We start from the raw sequence: 16,583 nt of genomic DNA, 5'->3' as shown, positions 1-16,583 counted from the left end.
ATGGCCATCATCATCCATTCCAGCGCCATCGTCGACCGCGGCGCCCAGCTCGGTGATGACACCCACGTCTGGCATTTCGCCCACGTCTGCGCCGGCGCGCGCATCGGCGCCGCCTGCTCGCTGGGCCAGAACGTCTTCGTCGGCAACGACGTGAGCATCGGCAACGGGGTCAAGATCCAGAACAACGTGTCGATCTACGACGCCGTGACGCTCGAAGACGATGTCTTCTGCGGTCCCAGCATGGTGTTCACCAACGTCTACAACCCGCGCGCCGCGGTGCCGCGCAAGCACGAATACCGGCGCACCCTGGTGCGGCGCGGGGCCACCATCGGCGCCAACGCCACCGTCGTGTGCGGGGTGACGATCGGCCAGTACGCCTTCGTTGCCGCCGGCGCCGTGGTCAACCGCGACGTCGCGCCGCATGCGCTGGTGGCGGGCGTGCCGGCGCGCCAGATCGGCTGGGTCAGCCGTTCCGGCGACCGCCTGGCCCTGCCTTTGCGCGGCAACGGCGCAGCCCGCTGCCCGCTTTCCGGCGAATCCTACATTCTGCAAGACGGCGCCTGCAGCTCGGCCGACGGCCCGGCTGGCAGCCCGTCAGGCGCGCGCGACCTGACGGCCAGCGACCCGAATCCAAGCCCGAGCCAAAACGCCGCACGAGGATAATCCATGGAATTCATCGACCTGAAATCCCAGTATCTCGCCTCGCGCGAGCTGATCAACAGCCGCATCCAGGCCGTCCTCGACCACGGGCAGTACATCCTCGGCCCCGAAGTCGCCGAGCTCGAGGCGCGCCTGGCGGCCCGCACCGGCGCGCGCCACTGCATCACCGTGTCGTCCGGCACCGAGGCCCTCATCATCGCCTTGATGGCGCTCGGCATCAAGGCCGGCGACGAGGTGATCACCACCCCGTTCTCCTTCATCGCCGCGGCCGAAGCGGTGATGCTGGTGGGCGCCACCCCGGTGTTCGCCGACGTCGAAGCCGCCACCGGCAACATCGACGCGCGCCTGGTCGCCGAGCGCATCACGCCGCGCACGCGCGCCATCCTCCCGGTCTCGCTGTACGGCCAGCCGGCCGACATGGACGCCATCAACGCCATCGCCGAACCCTACGGCATCGCCGTCATCGAGGACGCCGCCCAGAGCTTCGGCGCGACCTACCGCGGGCGCCAGAGCTGCCACCTGTCCACGATCGGCTGCACCAGCTTCTTCCCCAGCAAGCCACTGGGCTGCTATGGCGACGGCGGCGCCCTGTTCACCGACGACGACACCCTCGCCCAGGCCATGCGCGAAATCCGTGTCCACGGCCAGTCGCACCGCTACGTGCACGCCCGGCTGGGCGTGGGCGGACGCATGGACACCCTGCAGTGCGCCGTGGTGCTGGCCAAGCTCGAACGCTTCGAATGGGAAGTCGGGCAGCGCCAGCGCGCCGCGGCCACCTACGACGCCCTGCTGCGCCACCATATTCCCGTCCTCGCCGTGCGCAACGACCGCAGCAGCGTCCACGCCCAGTACACGGTGCTGGTCGACGACCGCGAACGGGTGCGCGGCGAGCTTGCCGCCGCCGGCATCCCGACCGCCGTCCACTATCCGGTGCCGATCCACCGCCAGGCCGCCTATGCCCACCTGGCGCCGGACGCCTATCCGGTGGCGGAAGGACTGGCCCGGCGCGTCCTGAGCCTGCCGATGGGGCCGTTCCTCGACAACGCCGGCGTGCAGCGGGTGGCCATGGCCCTGCTCCAAGCCTGTCGCCAGACTGGCGGCGCGCTGCCGGCCGTCACGACGGACGCGGTGGCGCCCGCGCCGGCTGCCGCCGCTGTCGCCGCTGTCGCCGCCGCCTCAGCCACTGCCTCGACCTGCGCAACGACCGTTACGCCGGCCGCGACTTCATGAGGCAACTGCCGCCATTCTGGCGTCACGTCGCCACCGTCCTCGGTGGCGCCCTCGGCGCCCAGGCCCTGCCGCTGCTGGCGGCGCCGCTGCTGACGCGCATGTGCACGCCGCAAGAGCTGGGCGCCTACAGCGTCTGGCTCGGCGTGATCGCGCTGTCGGCGATCGGCGCCACCCTGCGCATGGAGGCGGCGATGATCCTCGACCACGAAGAACAGCACCAGCGCACCTGCTTCCGGGTCGTGTTCTACAGCGCCACCATCGCCGCATTGCTGCTGACCCTGGTCGCCACCGCGGCGCGGCTGGCCGGCTTCGAACCGGCCCTGCACCTGCCATGGGCGGCCCTGCTCACCATCGGCGCCGGCGCCTGGCTGATCGCCTGCATGCAGACCACGCTCGCCTACGCCACCTCGCACAACGCTTTCGGCAAGGCGGCGCGCGCCAAGGTGGTGGCGGCCGCCGTCATCGTCCTCACCCAGCTCACGCTGCTGTACGTCGGCCTCGGCGGGTCCGGCCTGATCGCCGGCCACCTGTGCGGCCTGCTGGCCGGCTACCTGTACGCGCGCCGCCTGCTGCGTCCGCCGCGCGCGCCCATCGCCTGCCTGCCCGACCCCGACCAGCGCGCCTACCTGCGGCGCCACCAGGCCTTCTGGCGCTACTCGCTGCCGTCCAACCTGCTCAACGGCGCCGTCAGCCAGTTGCCGCTGTTCCTGATCGGGATGCGCCACGGCGCGCTGGCCGCCGGCCTCTACGCGCTCACCCAGCGCGTGCTGTCGGCGCCGGTGTCGCTGCTGGCGGCCTCGGTGCTCGAAGTCTTCAAGCGCGAATCGGTGCTCGAATTCCGCGAGCACGGCAATTGTAGCCGCACCTACCGCCATACCTTCAAGGCGCTGCTGGTGATGGGCATCGGCCCGGCGCTGCTGCTGATGGCCTTCGCCCCGACCCTGTTCGCCACCGTGTTCGGCCCCTCCTGGCGTGAGGCGGGCGAGCTGGCGCAGCTGATGGCGCCGCTGTTCCTGCTGAACTTCGTCGCCAGTCCGCTGAGCTATGTGTTCTTCGTGGCCGGCCGCCAGAAGGCCGACCTGCTGTGGCAGGTGACGCTGTTCGCCACCACCCTCGGCGCCTTCCTGCTGCCGGGCAGCGTGCACGAGAACGTGCTGTGGTACGTGATCGGCTACTCGTGCCTCTACCTGGTCTATTTGCACATGTCCTGGAACTGCTCGCGCAACGGGCTGGCCGCCGCATGAATCCCTCGTCCACGCCGCATCTTGCTCCGCCTCTCGCGCCGCCTTCCGCGCCTCCTTCGGCCCTGCATGCCGGCGGCTCGCCCGATACCTGGCAACAAGCGCTACTGCGCGACCCCGCCCGGCAGCGCGGCGCGGCGCGCGCCCGGCGCGAGCAATGGCTGATGATCGCCTGCTTCTTCATGCTGTTCCCGGGCTTCTTCTTCTACCATACCCTGCTCGGCACCGGCACCACCGGCGCCTTCCTGGGCGGTTACTTCGCCCCGGTGGCGCTGGCCTTCGCCGGCCCGATGTGCCTGGTCTACCTTGCCCGCATGCGGCGAGATGCCAAGCGCCTGACCCTGGTCGACGTCCATTACGGCGTCTTCTTCGCGTACTTCGTCGGCGTGGTGGTGGTCAATGCGGCGGCCGGCGCTAACCGCGCCATCGTGGCTTACCACATGCTGGCCATCCTGTTTATGGTGCTGGTCTACCTGCAGTTCTGCTTCATCGACTTCGACAGCCGCCGCTTCCGCGTCGTTGGCCTGCTCAGCCTGGCGGGGATGTCGACCATCGTGTTCTCGTACTCGGTCGACGGCGTGTTCTACCTCGGGGCGCTCGGCATCGCCAAGGATGCCAATTCGCTCGCCACCTACCAGGGTTTCTCGCGCTCCTACCTGTTTACTTACCTCGCGGTGGTCACCTTCACGCGCAATCTGCCGCTGCGCCTGGTCCTGCATGCCGTGGGCGCGGCCACCCTGTTCGTCAACACCGCGCGCAGCGAGTTCGTGGCCCTGCTGTTCGCGATTCCCCTGATCGAATTCTATTATTCGCGCCACAAGCTGTACTTCGTGCTGGCCGGCGTGTGCATCGCCGCCGCCATCGGCCTCTACCTCGACCAGATCCTGGCCTCCCTGCCCTCGAACCGCATCCTCGAACTGTTCGACCTGTCGCACTCGACCTCGGCCAACAAGCGACAGCAACTGACCGTGCATGCGGTGCAATCGATCGCCGCCCATCCCATCCTGGGCGACTATGGCAGCTACAAGCCCGGCCACTACTCGCACAACGTGCTGTCGGCCTGGGTCGACCTGGGCCTGTTCGGCATGCTCTACGTGGCCGCGCTCGCCATCGTCCCGATCACGCCGATGTTCTTCCACGAGTATTTCGCCGCGCGCCGGCGCCCGCTATTCCTGCTGGCCTTCGCTTTCGCCTGCGTGACCGTGCTGTTACTGCTGTCGTCCCATTACTTCACCGATATGCTGCTCAGCGCCACCCTCGGCGCCTGCAGCCGCTATGCCTACGAGAGGAAACATGCCGCGCATCGTCCACCTGACCTCGGCGCACCCGCGCTACGACACCAGGATCTTCGTCAAGCAATGCCGAACGCTGGCCAGCCACGGTCATGAGGTGATCCTGGTGGTGGCCGACGGCCTGGGCGACGAGCTGCGCGACGGGGTTCGGATCGTCGACGCCGGAAAACGCGCCGGCGGGCCATCCGGACGCCGTCCAGGCGCCCTCGTGGGGCGCTTGGACCGCATGCTGTGGACCACGCGCCGGGTCGCGGCGCGCGCGCTGGCGTTCGATGCCGATGCCTACCAGTTGCACGACCCGGAACTGCTGCCGGCCGGCCTGCGCCTGCGGCGCGCCGGCATGCGCGTCGTGTTCGATGCCCACGAGGACGTGCCGACCCAGTTGCTCGACAAACCCTACCTGGCACATAGCGTCGCCCGCGCGATCGCGGGCCTGTACGCGCGCTATGAACGCTACGCCTGCAGCCGCCTCGACGGCCTGCTGGCCGCCACGCCCCCTATCCGCGAGCGGCTGGCGCACTGCAATGCGCAAACGATCGACGTCGCCAACTATCCGCTGCCCGAGGAATTCTCTCCCGAGCGCAGCTGGGAGGCGCGCACCGATATCTGCTACGTCGGCAGCATCTCGGCGATCCGCGGGATCCGCGAGATGGTGCAGGCCTGCGCCGTGCTGCGCACCCCGGTCCGGCTGGCCCTGGCCGGCGGCTTCGCCGACCCGGCGCTTGCGCGCGACGTGGCGCTGCTGCCGGGCTGGGCCCGCGTCCGCGCGCTCGGCCACCTCGACCGCGCCGGCGTGGGCCGGGTCATGGAAAACGCGTTCGCCGGCCTGGTCACCCTGCTGCCGACCGCGAGCTACCGCGATGCGCTGCCGGTCAAGATGTTCGAATACATGGCGGCCGGCATCCCCGTGATCGCGTCGGACTTCCCGCGCTGGCGCGCCATCGTCGAGGCCAGCGATTGCGGCCTGTGCGTCGATCCGCGCGATCCGGCCGCGATCGCCGCCGCCATCGACCGCCTGGCGCAGGACCCGGCTCTGGCGCGGCGCCTGGGCGCGAATGGCCGACGTGCCGTCGAGCAGACCTATAACTGGAAAAACGAGGCGCAGAAGCTGGTGCGATTTTATGCCGACCTGACCCGGCATCCATTGGCACACCGCCTGGAGCTGACCTAGCAATCAGCACTGAACTTCCAAAAATACATGAGATGGCATAAATGAATTCATGCTGCGCCGGTGCCCATCATTTAATCGGTTTCAAGGAATTGCACGGCAATCCACCTTATCGTGTATTGCAGACTTATAGGTGAGAATATGTTCTTGCAACACTACAATACATTTATTCAAGCGATTAGTTTGCCGGTAGCAAAACTCTGCTTTCACGAGCATATCGATCCGGCGGATATCCGCACCACCTACCGCGCATTTACCCGGCCGCATCCGCGCTTTCGCATCATTCGCGCCAAGACCGTCGGCGCGGCGCTGATCGACCTGTCGCGCTTTGCCGACCGCCATGCCTACCAGGAGCAAATCAAGGCCAAGAACCACGGCGGCTATCACGCGAAACGGGCACGCAACCGCGGCTACCGTTTCGTCGACATCGACCGCAACGATTATATCGACGACATCCACGCCATCAATACTTCGCTCGATACGCGGCAAGGCCGGCCAATGGACCATAAATATACCGAGAAATGCGAGGCATTCGACACGCTGCCGCATTTCCGCCATCACGGCATTCTCGATCCACAGGGAAAACTGGTCGCATATGCGAGCCTGGGCATCTATGGCAATTTCGCCGCCTTTTCGCAAATGCTGGGCTATCGCAATAACCACGGCATCATGCACCTGCTGCTGGTGGAAACCATCAGCCGCCTGATCGACGAACAGCAAGTGCGCTACGTCATGTACGACACTTTCTTCGGCGCCCAGCCCGGCCTCAAGACATTCAAGACCATCCTGGGCTTCCAGCCCTACCGTGCGCAGTATTCGCTGCAATGAAGACGTTCATCAACCGGGTGTATGCCGACTACCTGATGCCCAGCCGCCTCGGCGAGTACGCGGCGCTGCTGCAGGCGGCGAACGACGCCGGTTACGCACAGGTATCGGTACGCAGCTTCTTCCGCAACCTGAACCGCCAGGAGGCGCCGCGCAAGACGCTGGTGCACCGCCATGACATCGACAGCGACCTGCGCACGGCCAAGAAGATGTTCGCGCTCGAGGCGCGCCACGGGGTACGGGCCAGCTATTACTTCCGCCTGTGCACCCTCGACTACGGCTTCATGCGCGAGATCGAAGCGGCCGGCAGCGAAGCCAGCTACCACTACGAAGAGGTCGCCGATTTCGCCAAGCGCCACCGCATCCGCAAGGGTGACGAGCTGCGCCTGCGCTTTCCCGAGATCCGCGAGCTGTTCGCGCGCAATATCGGCCAGATCGCCTCGCGCCTGGGCGCGCCGCTGGCCACCGTGGCCAGCCACGGCGACTTCGCCAACCGCCGCCTGAACGTGATCAACCACGAGCTGCTGCGCGATCGCGCGCTGCGCACCCGCTGCGGCATCGAATGCGAATCCTACGACGCCGAATTGCTGCGCGGCTTCGACCTGTACATCAGCGACCGCAAGCATCCCGTCTACTACACGCCGATGTCGCCCTTCGCCGCCCTCGGCCACTACGAACGCATCTGCATGCTCACCCACCCGGTGCAATGGGAGACCAACTGGATCGAGAACACCCGCTGCAACTGGCGCCGGCTGGTCGAAGAAATGGCGTGGCGCATATGACGAGCATGACGCATCTGCATATGAATATTCTGCTCATCAACCACTACGCCGGCTCGGTCCACCACGGCATGGAGTACCGCCCCTATTACCTGGCGCGCGAATGGGTACGCGCCGGGCACCGGGTGCACATCGTGGCCGCCTCGCATTCGCACCTGCGCCGCCAGGGTCCCGCCATGGCCGGCCGCGCCCGTCTGAGCGAGGACATCGACGGCATCCACTACACCTGGCTGCGCACCCCTGCCTACGCCGGCAACGGCGCCGGCCGCGTGCGCAATATGCTGGCCTTCGTGACGCGCCTGTGGCGCGAGGCGCCGCGCCTGGCGCAGACCTTCGCGCCGCAAGCCGTGATCGCCTCCAGCACCTATCCGCTCGATATCTGGCCCGCGCACCGGATCGCCCGCCTGGCGGGAGCGCGCCTGCTGCACGAAGTGCACGACCTGTGGCCGCTGTCGCCGATGGAACTGGGCGGCCATTCGCGCCACCACCCGTTCATCATGCTGCTCCAGGCGGCCGAGAACCACGCCTGCCGCCACGCCGACGCCATCGTCTCGATCCTGCCCCGGGTACGCGAACACCTGGAGGCGCGCGGCATGGCGCCGCACAAGCTGCACCTGATCCCGAACGGCGTCGATCCGGACGAATGGCCGGCCGCCGGCACGCCGCCACATGCGGATGCGCCATCCCGCTGGCCCGATCCATTGCCGCCCGCCGCCGTCCCCATCCTTGCCCTGCTCGGCAGGCTGCATGCCGAGGGACGATTGATCATCGGCTATGCCGGCAGCCACGGCCTGGCCAATGCGCTCGACACCCTGCTCGACGCCGCCCACCTGCTGCGCCAGCGGCCGCTGTCCTTCGTCCTGGTCGGCGCCGGGCCCGAGAAGGAGCGGCTGCGGCGCCAGGCGCGCTCGCTGGGGCTCGACCACGTCCACTTCGTCGATCCGGTCCCGAAGCGCGCCATCCCGGCCCTGCTGGCGCGCTTCGACATCGCCTTCCTCGGGTGGCGGCGCCAGCCGCTGTACCGCTTCGGCATCGCCCCCAACAAGCTCCTGGATTACATGATGGCGGGCTGCCCGGTCCTGCATGCGGTCGAGGCCGGCAACGATCCGGTGGCGGAAACCGGCTGCGGCGTCAGCGTGGCGCCCGACGATCCGTCCGCCCTGGCCGAGGGACTGGCGCGCCTGATGGCGCTCGATCCACGCACGCGCCGCGCGCTGGGCGAGCGCGGCCGGCGCCATGTTCTGGACCAGCTGAGCTATCCAGTCCTGGCCCGACGCTTCCTTGCCGTACTCGCACAGGAGACCCACCATGCCTGACCACACCGCATCCGCTTCCGCTGCCGACACTTTCCTGCCCTTCGCCCTGCCCGACATCGGCGAAGAAGAGATCCGCGCGGTCGAAGCCTGCCTGCGCTCAGGCTGGGTCACCACCGGGCCCGTCACGCGGCGCTTCGAAACGGCCTTTCGCGACTACCTCGGCGGCGAGGTCGAGGCGATCGCCGTCAATTCCGCCACCGCCGGCCTGCACCTGGCGCTGGAAGCGGCCGGCGTCGGGCCGGACGACGAAGTCATCGTGCCGACCCTGACCTTCACCGCCAGCGCCGAGGTCGTGCGCTACCTCGGCGCCCGGCCGGTGTTCGTCGATGCCGACCCGCACACCCTCAACCTGGACCCGGCCGCGGTGGCCGCCGCGATCACGCCGCGCACGCGCGCCATCGTCGCCGTGCACTTCGCCGGGATGGCGGCCGACATGGACGCCATCGGCCGTCTCGCGCGCCGCCACGGCCTGCGCGTGATCGAAGATGCCGCCCATGCCTTCCCCACGCGCCACCGCGGCCGGCTGGTGGGCACGCTCGACAGCGACGTGGCGGTGTTCAGCTTCTATGCCAACAAGACCATGACCACCGGCGAGGGCGGAATGGTCGTCACGCGCGACCCGCGCCTGGCCGAACGGATCCGCTGCATGCGCCTGCATGGCATCAGCCGCGACGCCTTCGACCGCTACACCGCGCGCACACCATCGTGGTACTACGAGGTGGTCGCCGCCGGCTTCAAGTACAACCTGACCGATATCGCGTCCGCGATCGGCATCGAGCAGCTGCGCAAGATCGACCGCTTCCAGCAGCGCCGCACCGCACTGGCCGAGCGCTACGACGCGGCGCTGGCCGGGCTGCCCTTGACCCTGCCGGCGCGCCCGGCGCCGGGTTCCGGCTCGACCCACGCCTGGCACCTGTACGTGGTGCGCCTGGACCGCGCGGCGGCGGATGGCGCGGACAGCGCGAGCACGGCGCAGCGTGAACGCGACGCGCTGATCGCCAACCTGGCCGAACGCGGCATCGGCACCAGCGTGCACTTCATCCCGCTGCACCGCCAGCCCTACTGGCGCGACAGTTGCGGCCTGCGCGCGGCCGACTTCCCGGTCGCCGAGGCCGCCTTCGGGGCGATGCTGTCCCTGCCGCTGTACACCCGCATGGGCGATGCCGACCAGCAGCGGGTGATCGCGGCGCTGCACGATCTGCTGTCATGAGCAAGCGCCTGTTCGACCTGGCGGCGTCGCTGGCGGGATTGCTGCTGCTGTCGCCCTTGCTGCTCGCGATCGCCTTGTGGATCAAATGGGATTCGCCGGGCCCGGTGTTGTATCGCCAGCAGCGCGTCGGGCGCGGCGCGAGCTTGTTTACGATCTATAAATTCCGCACCATGCACCAGCGACTGGACGGCGGTCCCGAACTCACGATCGGCGCCGACCCGCGCATCACCCATGCCGGCGCCGTGCTGCGCCGCTACAAGCTGGACGAGCTGCCGCAGCTGTTCAACGTCGTCAATGGAAGCATGAGCCTGGTCGGGCCGCGGCCCGAAGTGCCGCGCTACGTGGCCCACTATCCGGAGCCGCTGCGCCGCATCGTGCTGTCGGTCGCACCCGGCATCACCGACTGGGCCTCGATCCTCTACAAGGACGAGAACGCGGTGCTGGCGCGCGCCGGCGACCCGGAACGCGCCTATATCGACACCGTGCTGCCGGCCAAGCTGCACTACTACGTGCGCTACGTGCGCGAACGGACGTTCTGGATCGACATGAAGATCATCCTGCGCACGCTGGCCGCGATCGTTCGCTGAACATGTCACTGGACGATCAAGCGATGCTGCGCGTGCTGCACCTGGGCGACCTCGAAGTCGCGCTGCCGCTGGGAGCGGCGCTGGCGGTATGGTTGCTGGCCGCCGGGGCATGGCGCACGGCGCTGCGCTGGGGCGCGTGTTTCGGCGCGGCGGTGGTGCTGGTCGGCGGCAGCAAGATCGCGCACCTGGGCTGGGGCACCGATTTCTCCATGCTCGAGTTCAAGGCGATCAGCGGCCACGCGACGCTGGTCGGCGCGCTCTATCCGTTCGCGGCCTGGGTGTTGCTGGTACGCCAGGGCCAGGTCGCGGCGCGGGTGGGCCTGGCACTCGGCCTGCTGCTGGGCCTGGCCGTCGCGGCGCTGCTGGTGGCGACGGGCGAGCATACGACCGCCGAGGCGCTCAGTGGCTGGCTGCTGGGCGCCGGCGTCAGCCTGCTCGGCGCAGCCTGGTCCGGCGACCTGGAGCGGGCCCGGCTAATGCCGGCGATCTGGTGGTCGCTGCCGGTCTTCGCGGTCGGCGCCTGGCTGATGGAATTCGCGCACGTCGGCTACTGGATGATCCTGGTGGCCCTGGCGCTGTCGGGCAACAGCCATCCCTATCCCTGGGATGCCTGCTAACACTGCAGAAAGGAGTTTCACCATGCCGTCCCTCTCGCTTCCCACGATCCGCTGTCGGGCCCAGTCCAACCTGCACGACCATCCGCTGCAATCGCTGGCGCTCTCGCTGCTGCGCGGCGTCGCCGCGCTCGAGGTCGCCGCCGGCCACCTGCGCTCCGAAATCTATCCGGGCCTGCGCTCGCTGCAAGACCCGACCTTCGCTTACCAGGTATTCGCCTTCGTGACCGGTTTCGCCCATCAAGCGGTGGTCGTGTTCTTCCTGATCAGCGGCTGGCTCGTCGGCGGCAGCCTGATGAACCGCCTGCACCAGCCGCGCGCCCTCGCCAACTACACGATCGACCGCGTCACCCGGCTGTGGACCGTCCTGCTGCCGACCCTGGTGCTGATCCTGCTGATCGGCCTGGCCATCGGCGTGGCGCAGCCCGGGGCGATCGATCTGTCGCCGTCGAATAACTACTCGGCCTCGAGCTTCGTCGGCAACCTGCTCGGCCTGCAGACTTTCCTCGTCCCTAATTTTGGCGGCAACTACGCCTTGTGGAGCCTGACCTACGAGACCTGGTACTACGTGCAGTTCCCGCTGCTGGCCCTGGTGCTGTTCGGCCATGGCCGCTTGAAGCGCCTCGCCTGCGCGGCCGCCTTCGTGGCGCTGGTGATCGTGCTGCCGAAGATGATCTCGATGTACTTCATGCTGTGGCTGCTGGGCGCGGCATTCTCGCGTATCGAGCTACATTGCGGGAACGGCTTGCGCGTGGTGCTGGGCTTGCTGACGGTGGGCTTGTTCAGCTATTACCGCCTGACCGGCAGCAATAACGAACTGGTGCCGGAATCCTTCGTGCAAGACATGATCTGCAGCGTCCCCCTGCTGCTGTTGCTGTCCTCGCTGCACCAGCGGGTCGATCCTTCCGCGCCGCGCTTCCTGCGCATCAATCACATCGCCAACTTCTTCTCGGAGTTCTCGTTCACCTTGTACGTCACCCACCTGCCGCTGATCTTCCTGGCGATCCACATCGGCGGCAAGACGTTCGGACGCGAACAGCTCGATCCCTTCGTGACGCTGGATTACCTCTGGTACGGCGCGCTCCTGCTTGGCCTGGTCGGCTTCGCCTATGTGTTCTACCTGGCGTTCGAGCGCAATACCTTCCGCATCCGCCGGGCGATGAAGGACTGGCTGCTCGCTCCACGCACCAACCGTCCCTCCGTCACGGTCCTGTCGCCGGATTGAGTGGGCCGGTGTCGGCCAGTGAGTGCGCCCGCCGGTGCCTGCGCTGGTCGGTGCGTGCGCTGGCCAGTGAGTGCGCTGACCGGTGCACTCGCTGGCCCGTGTATTTGCAAGCCGCAGTAGTCGCTGGCCGGCGCAATCGCGAGCTGGAACGCTCGCTGGCCGGTACGCCGCCTGATGAAAAAGATGCCGTACTTGCGCCGCGATGCGCCAGGTATGTCAGGTCCGCCGGGCCTCTTGCGCTTTGCCCACTGCGGCGCACCCGATGCGGCATGGTCAATGCAAGCTGCTATCGAAGATGTGGGCAAATGTGCTCAGCGTCCTCTTCCTGCCCGAGCCGTCCAGTTGACCGCGTTGGTATCTGACGGGCGTGACTTTCCCGCCTCCCGCCGACAAGGTTCGGCCGCAGTATCTGACGTCACGGCCAGACTCGCCACGGGTAGCGCCGTTCTCGCTGCAGGAGTGATGGTGGCGTGCCGTGGTTCATATGCCACCTCGTTACTGACCGCATGCCATGCACATCCAACGTCTTCGATCTCTGTCGCATGGTTTTCGCGGCAAAGATGAGTCATATGATGGCGTGCCTCTTGCAAGAGTACGCGTCATCAGACACCGGGATAGGGCTAGAGTTCGCTCCGCGATGCCTGTCGATGCGACACGGGACATGACAGCCCGGATGCGGCGCCTTCGTCACCAGGAATGGACGCACCACACCTCTCAGGAAACGATCTCGCCCCACCAGCCCCTGCGGCGTGGCAGCCGGCAAACACGAGCATAAACGGCCCCGCAGGCACATCATGGCAACCGGACGCCGGCCGCCCTCGCTCTCCCCCTTGCCCTTGCCCTTGCCCTAGCCCTCGCCCTCGCCCTCAGGCCGCGTACCCCAATTGCGCCGTCCCGTACTGCGAGCGATATTCGCCCAGACGCAGCGCCATGTCGTTGAACAGCACCCCGCGCGGCGAGATGCCGGCATGGTTGAGGCGCTTGATCGACTCGTTGATGTGGTTCTCGGTCGTCACACCCGAGCGGGCCACGATGAACACGGCGCCGGCATGGGTGCCGATGATGAGCGCATCGGCCACCGCCAGCAATGGCGGCGGGTCGAGCAACACCAGGTCGTAGCGCTCACTGACCAGCTCGAGCAGATTACCAAGGTTCAGTTGCAGCAGGAACTCAGAACGGTTGGTCGGCAACTCTCCGGTCGGAATGAAGTCCAGGTTATCGAGCACGCTCCGGTGGATGACCTCGTCGACCGGCATGGCGCCCACGATTGCCCGCGACAGGCCGCGCGAGCGATCGACGCCGAAGTAGCGGTGCAGGTGCCCGTTGCGCAGGTCGGCGTCGATCAGCAGTACGCGCATGCCGCTGGCCGCCATCACCGCCGCGAAATTGGCGGTCACGAAGGATTTGCCCAGCCCGCGCGTGGGGCCGGCGATCATGACCACGTTGTTCTTGAAGTGCGGCATGGAAAAGCGCAAGGCGGCGCGGAAGCTGCGCAGGCTCTCGACGGCGGGGTCCTCGGGCAAGACCTGGGCCAGCAGCGGCAGGCCGCCGTCCGGCTTGACCTTGCGCATGAGCTTGTCCTCGTTGCCGCTGTGCGGAATGGAGGCATACACGACCCGCGCCCGCAGCAGCCGCTCGATCTTGGCCGGGTCGTCGATCCCGCCGCGCATGGCCTTGCGGGTGAAGGCGATCAGGGTGCCGAGGAACAGGCCGGTGACCACCGCCAGCGCCACGATCAGCGGCCGGTTCGGCTTGATCGGCCGCTCGGGCTCGATCGGCGCATCGACCAGGCGCACGTTGCTGACCCGGCCAACCGAGATCAGGCGCAGCTGCTGGGCCGTGTTCGACAGGGCCGTGTAGAGGTCGGTGTTGACCTTGATGTCACGGGTCAGGCGCGCCTCGTCCTGCTCCATTACCGGCAAGGTGCGGATGCGGGCCGCGATCGCCTCGATCTCGGCATCGACCTCGCGCCGCTGGCGATTGACGGCGGCGACCACCGGATGGTCTTCGGTGAAGCGGGCCAGCAATTCGGTCTTTTTCTGCATCAGTTCCATGCGGCGCGCACGCGCGGCCGCCGCCTGCGCCAGGCTCATGCGCGCTTCTTCGCGCAGGTCGACCGTGCCGTGGGCATTGCGGAACTGGTTATAGCGGTCTTCGGATTGCTCCAGCTGGCGCTTCAGGATCGGCAGTTGCTGGTTCAGGAAAGCCAGCGACTTCTCGGCTTCCTCGGTCTTGCGCGCCAGGTTCTGGCGCATGTATTCACGGCCGATCTCGCTCAGCAGGCTGTTGATGCGGTCGGCGTCCTGGCCCTGCATCTTGACCTCGATCACGCCCGACTGCTTGCCCTGCTCGGTGATGACCATGGAGCGCTGGATGCCCTGGATCGTGCCCAGGCGCGACTTCCGCTTGATCTTGAAGCGCGCGCCGGGATTGGCTACCAGCCGGTCGACCTTGATCTCGACCAGCCCGTCCGGCGTCTGCACCCGGTAGCGCTGGCCGACGCTGGCGTCGAAGGCGATGCGCTGGCCGCCTCCGGAAAAGCGATAGCGGTTGTTGGCGCGCGCGGTGATCACGAACTCGCGGTTGAGCCAATTGTCGGGGACTTCGAAGACCGATACCGCGGCGCGCTCGCCACCCCAGACGAAGCCGCCATAGCCGAACAGCCCGGGCTTGGACAGCGCGCCGCCGTTCTGGTTCGCGAACCACGAGCCCAGCACCGGGAAGTACTTCGGCTGCACCTCCACGTACAGCTGCAGGTTGTCGACCGCGCGCGAAACCACCATGCGCGAGCGCAGCAACTCCATTTCGGCGATCGCCGCCTTCTTGGTCTCGAACAGCGACGACGCCTCGCTCAGGATGTTCTTCGAGGCGTTCGGACTTTCTTCCTCGACGTGGATCATCAGGTTCGCTTCGTAGACCGGGTTGGCCACCAGCGCATACAGCACGGCGACGATCGTGATGATCGCCGTGATGCTGCCGATCAGCCAGCGGCTGTCGTACAGGGTATTGAGATAGCCTTTCAGGTCGACCGTGGATTCTTCTGGCAACGGTTCGGGCGGGCGTGGGTCGAACGGCACCGACAGCACCGGCGGGCTGTGCGAGACCTGTTTCAGCGAATGCGCCTCGTGCGGGCTGGTCATGGCGAGACTCCTCGGGACAGCGGTGGCAGCTGCTCAGGGACGATTCGTGACGCCGACGGCATTCGTCAACGCGCCGGGGAACAGCAGGCTCAGGTGGCGGTTCCAGTTCGCCAGCGGCGAGGCGGCGACGTAGACGACGTCCTTGGGCCGCAGCTCGAAGGTCTCGGCCATCGCCAGCGCGCCGGAGTCGCGCGCGTCGAGCCGGAACACGCGGGTGCGGTCTTGCGCCTTGCGCACCACGTACACCTGGCGCGCATCGCCGCTCAGGGGGCTGATGCCGCCGGTCTCGCCCAGCGCTTCGTTGAGCGTGAGCCGGCCGTCGTGCATGGTGAGCGCCTTGGGCGAGATCACCTCGCCCGACACGAACACCTTGCTCTCCTCGCGCGAATGCACGCGCACGACGTCGCCATGGGCCAGCAGGATGGCGCCCGGATTGACGCCCTTCTGCACCAGTTCGCGCATGTTGACGTGGTAGCGGTCGTCGCCACGCTCGATCACGATGCGGCTCTGGTCGGCCGCCGGCTGCATGCCGCCGGCGCGGTTCAGCGCCTCGACCAGCGTCATCGGGATGTCGTCGATCGCCTGCAGGCCGGGCGTGCGCACCTCGCCGTCGACGTACACGCGGCGGCTGCGGTAGGCCTGCACGCGCAGGGTGACGTTCGGATTGGCGATATAGCGCGCGAGCTTGCCGGTGAGCAGGGCGCGCGCTTCTTCCTCGGTCTTGCCGTCGATGCTGAGCAGGCCGATCAGGGGAAACTGGATGCGCCCCTGGTGGTCGACGACGAAGCCGGGCGGCGTCGCGTTCGGCTGGACGACGCCGCTGTCGGCCGCCGAGGTGGCCATGGTCATGCCGCCGGCAGCCAGCTCGGGATGGTCCCAGACCACGATCGACAGGATGTCGCCGCGCCCGATGGTGTAAGGCGGCGGCCGGGACACGAACAGCGGTGTGAGGTCTTGCCGGGCGACGCTGGCCTGCGCCGCGCGCTCTTGCTCGATCAGGGTTTCGGTGATCAGCTCGGCGGTGGGCGCCGACGCATTGCCGGGACCGCCGGAGCGCGCTGCGTCGCCGAACCCGATGCCGGTCGCACAGGCCGACAGGGCGAGACATAGCGCAAGCAGCAGGGCGATGGTGAACGCAGACACTGGCGCGCGAGGCGACTGCGGTCCACACCGTAGAACCCGCAACAAATCCCTTATTGCAACTGAACGAAGCCAAGCCATGATTGTTGCCTATCAAAAATAGTCGCAGTAGGTGAACGATTCAGTTCAGAGTACGGCGTCCATCGGGCTTGGCTT

14 protein-coding genes are annotated in these 16,583 nt (G+C 67.4%); 12 read left to right on the top strand and 2 right to left on the bottom strand.

Annotation, left to right across the window (positions count from 1 at the left end):
- The 12 genes from KY496_RS02150 to KY496_RS02095 all read left to right on the top strand — a co-directional run bounded on the left by KY496_RS02150 (position 1) and on the right by KY496_RS02095 (position 12,147).
- A complete protein-coding gene (locus KY496_RS02150) occupies positions 1–663 on the top strand; it encodes an acyltransferase (protein ID WP_005669826.1) in 663 nt (220 codons plus the stop codon).
- A gap of 3 nt (positions 664–666) precedes the next feature.
- Positions 667–1,890, top strand: coding sequence for a DegT/DnrJ/EryC1/StrS aminotransferase family protein (locus tag KY496_RS02145; protein WP_005669824.1), 1,224 nt, complete (start codon positions 667–669; stop codon positions 1,888–1,890).
- Positions 1,887–3,134 (top strand): lipopolysaccharide biosynthesis protein, encoded by a 1,248-nt coding sequence (locus KY496_RS02140; RefSeq protein ID WP_005669822.1) that lies wholly within the window; start codon positions 1,887–1,889, stop codon positions 3,132–3,134. Before KY496_RS02145 ends, KY496_RS02140 begins: the two co-directional genes overlap by 4 nt.
- Positions 3,131–4,519 (top strand): hypothetical protein, encoded by a 1,389-nt coding sequence (locus tag KY496_RS02135; protein WP_219863665.1) that lies wholly within the window; start codon positions 3,131–3,133, stop codon positions 4,517–4,519. The genes KY496_RS02140 and KY496_RS02135 overlap by 4 nt, the downstream gene beginning before the upstream one ends.
- A complete protein-coding gene (locus tag KY496_RS02130) occupies positions 4,425–5,594 on the top strand; it encodes a glycosyltransferase (protein ID WP_219863664.1) in 1,170 nt (389 codons plus the stop codon). Before KY496_RS02135 ends, KY496_RS02130 begins: the two co-directional genes overlap by 95 nt.
- A 180-nt stretch (positions 5,595–5,774) precedes the next feature.
- Positions 5,775–6,419, top strand: coding sequence for a hypothetical protein (locus KY496_RS02125; protein ID WP_229520398.1), 645 nt, complete (start codon positions 5,775–5,777; stop codon positions 6,417–6,419).
- Positions 6,416–7,198, top strand: a complete 783-nt coding sequence (locus KY496_RS02120; RefSeq protein WP_184237849.1) for a hypothetical protein — start codon at positions 6,416–6,418, stop codon at positions 7,196–7,198. Before KY496_RS02125 ends, KY496_RS02120 begins: the two co-directional genes overlap by 4 nt.
- Before the next feature lie 20 nt (positions 7,199–7,218).
- Positions 7,219–8,511: a glycosyltransferase family 4 protein gene (locus tag KY496_RS02115; RefSeq protein WP_040777862.1), complete on the top strand. Its 1,293-nt coding sequence runs from the start codon at positions 7,219–7,221 to the stop codon at positions 8,509–8,511.
- Positions 8,504–9,721, top strand: coding sequence for a DegT/DnrJ/EryC1/StrS aminotransferase family protein (locus tag KY496_RS02110; RefSeq protein WP_219863660.1), 1,218 nt, complete (start codon positions 8,504–8,506; stop codon positions 9,719–9,721). Before KY496_RS02115 ends, KY496_RS02110 begins: the two co-directional genes overlap by 8 nt.
- A complete protein-coding gene (locus KY496_RS02105) occupies positions 9,718–10,308 on the top strand; it encodes a sugar transferase (RefSeq protein ID WP_184237852.1) in 591 nt (196 codons plus the stop codon). Before KY496_RS02110 ends, KY496_RS02105 begins: the two co-directional genes overlap by 4 nt.
- Positions 10,309–10,310: 2 nt before the next feature.
- Entirely contained in the window at positions 10,311–10,925 is a 615-nt protein-coding gene (locus KY496_RS02100) for a hypothetical protein (protein WP_051205155.1), read from the top strand.
- A 22-nt stretch (positions 10,926–10,947) separates the two neighbouring features.
- Entirely contained in the window at positions 10,948–12,147 is a 1,200-nt protein-coding gene (locus KY496_RS02095; RefSeq protein ID WP_219863658.1) for an acyltransferase, read from the top strand.
- Between the two features lie 866 nt (positions 12,148–13,013).
- Here the strand turns inward: KY496_RS02095 and KY496_RS02090 are convergent.
- On the bottom strand, positions 13,014–15,287 hold the full coding sequence (locus KY496_RS02090) for a polysaccharide biosynthesis tyrosine autokinase (RefSeq protein WP_005669805.1): 2,274 nt from the start codon (positions 15,285–15,287) through the stop codon (positions 13,014–13,016).
- A 33-nt stretch (positions 15,288–15,320) separates the two neighbouring features.
- The gene (locus tag KY496_RS02085) at positions 15,321–16,430 is read right to left on the bottom strand and encodes a polysaccharide biosynthesis/export family protein (RefSeq protein WP_229520397.1); all 1,110 of its coding nucleotides are present in this window, start codon (positions 16,428–16,430) and stop codon (positions 15,321–15,323) included.
- Positions 16,431–16,583: the final 153 nt, after the last annotated feature.

The sequence above is a fragment of the Massilia sp. NP310 genome (genome assembly GCF_019443485.1).
Classification (GTDB): domain Bacteria; phylum Pseudomonadota; class Gammaproteobacteria; order Burkholderiales; family Burkholderiaceae_D; genus Telluria; species Telluria timonae.
Note: the sequence above shows the minus strand (reverse complement) of the source record. Positions and strands in the feature narration are given on the sequence as shown.

Coding starts and splice junctions, on each gene's coding strand:
- KY496_RS02115 (WP_040777862.1), top strand. CDS start 7,219: ATGAATATTCTGCTCATCAACCACTACGCCGGCTCGGTCCACCACGGC.
- KY496_RS02145 (WP_005669824.1), top strand. CDS start 667: ATGGAATTCATCGACCTGAAATCCCAGTATCTCGCCTCGCGCGAGCTG.
- KY496_RS02120 (WP_184237849.1), top strand. CDS start 6,416: ATGAAGACGTTCATCAACCGGGTGTATGCCGACTACCTGATGCCCAGC.
- KY496_RS02130 (WP_219863664.1), top strand. CDS start 4,425: ATGCCGCGCATCGTCCACCTGACCTCGGCGCACCCGCGCTACGACACC.
- KY496_RS02100 (WP_051205155.1), top strand. CDS start 10,311: ATGTCACTGGACGATCAAGCGATGCTGCGCGTGCTGCACCTGGGCGAC.
- KY496_RS02110 (WP_219863660.1), top strand. CDS start 8,504: ATGCCTGACCACACCGCATCCGCTTCCGCTGCCGACACTTTCCTGCCC.
- KY496_RS02140 (WP_005669822.1), top strand. CDS start 1,887: ATGAGGCAACTGCCGCCATTCTGGCGTCACGTCGCCACCGTCCTCGGT.
- KY496_RS02090 (WP_005669805.1), bottom strand. CDS start 15,287: ATGACCAGCCCGCACGAGGCGCATTCGCTGAAACAGGTCTCGCACAGC.
- KY496_RS02150 (WP_005669826.1), top strand. CDS start 1: ATGGCCATCATCATCCATTCCAGCGCCATCGTCGACCGCGGCGCCCAG.
- KY496_RS02095 (WP_219863658.1), top strand. CDS start 10,948: ATGCCGTCCCTCTCGCTTCCCACGATCCGCTGTCGGGCCCAGTCCAAC.
- KY496_RS02135 (WP_219863665.1), top strand. CDS start 3,131: ATGAATCCCTCGTCCACGCCGCATCTTGCTCCGCCTCTCGCGCCGCCT.
- KY496_RS02105 (WP_184237852.1), top strand. CDS start 9,718: ATGAGCAAGCGCCTGTTCGACCTGGCGGCGTCGCTGGCGGGATTGCTG.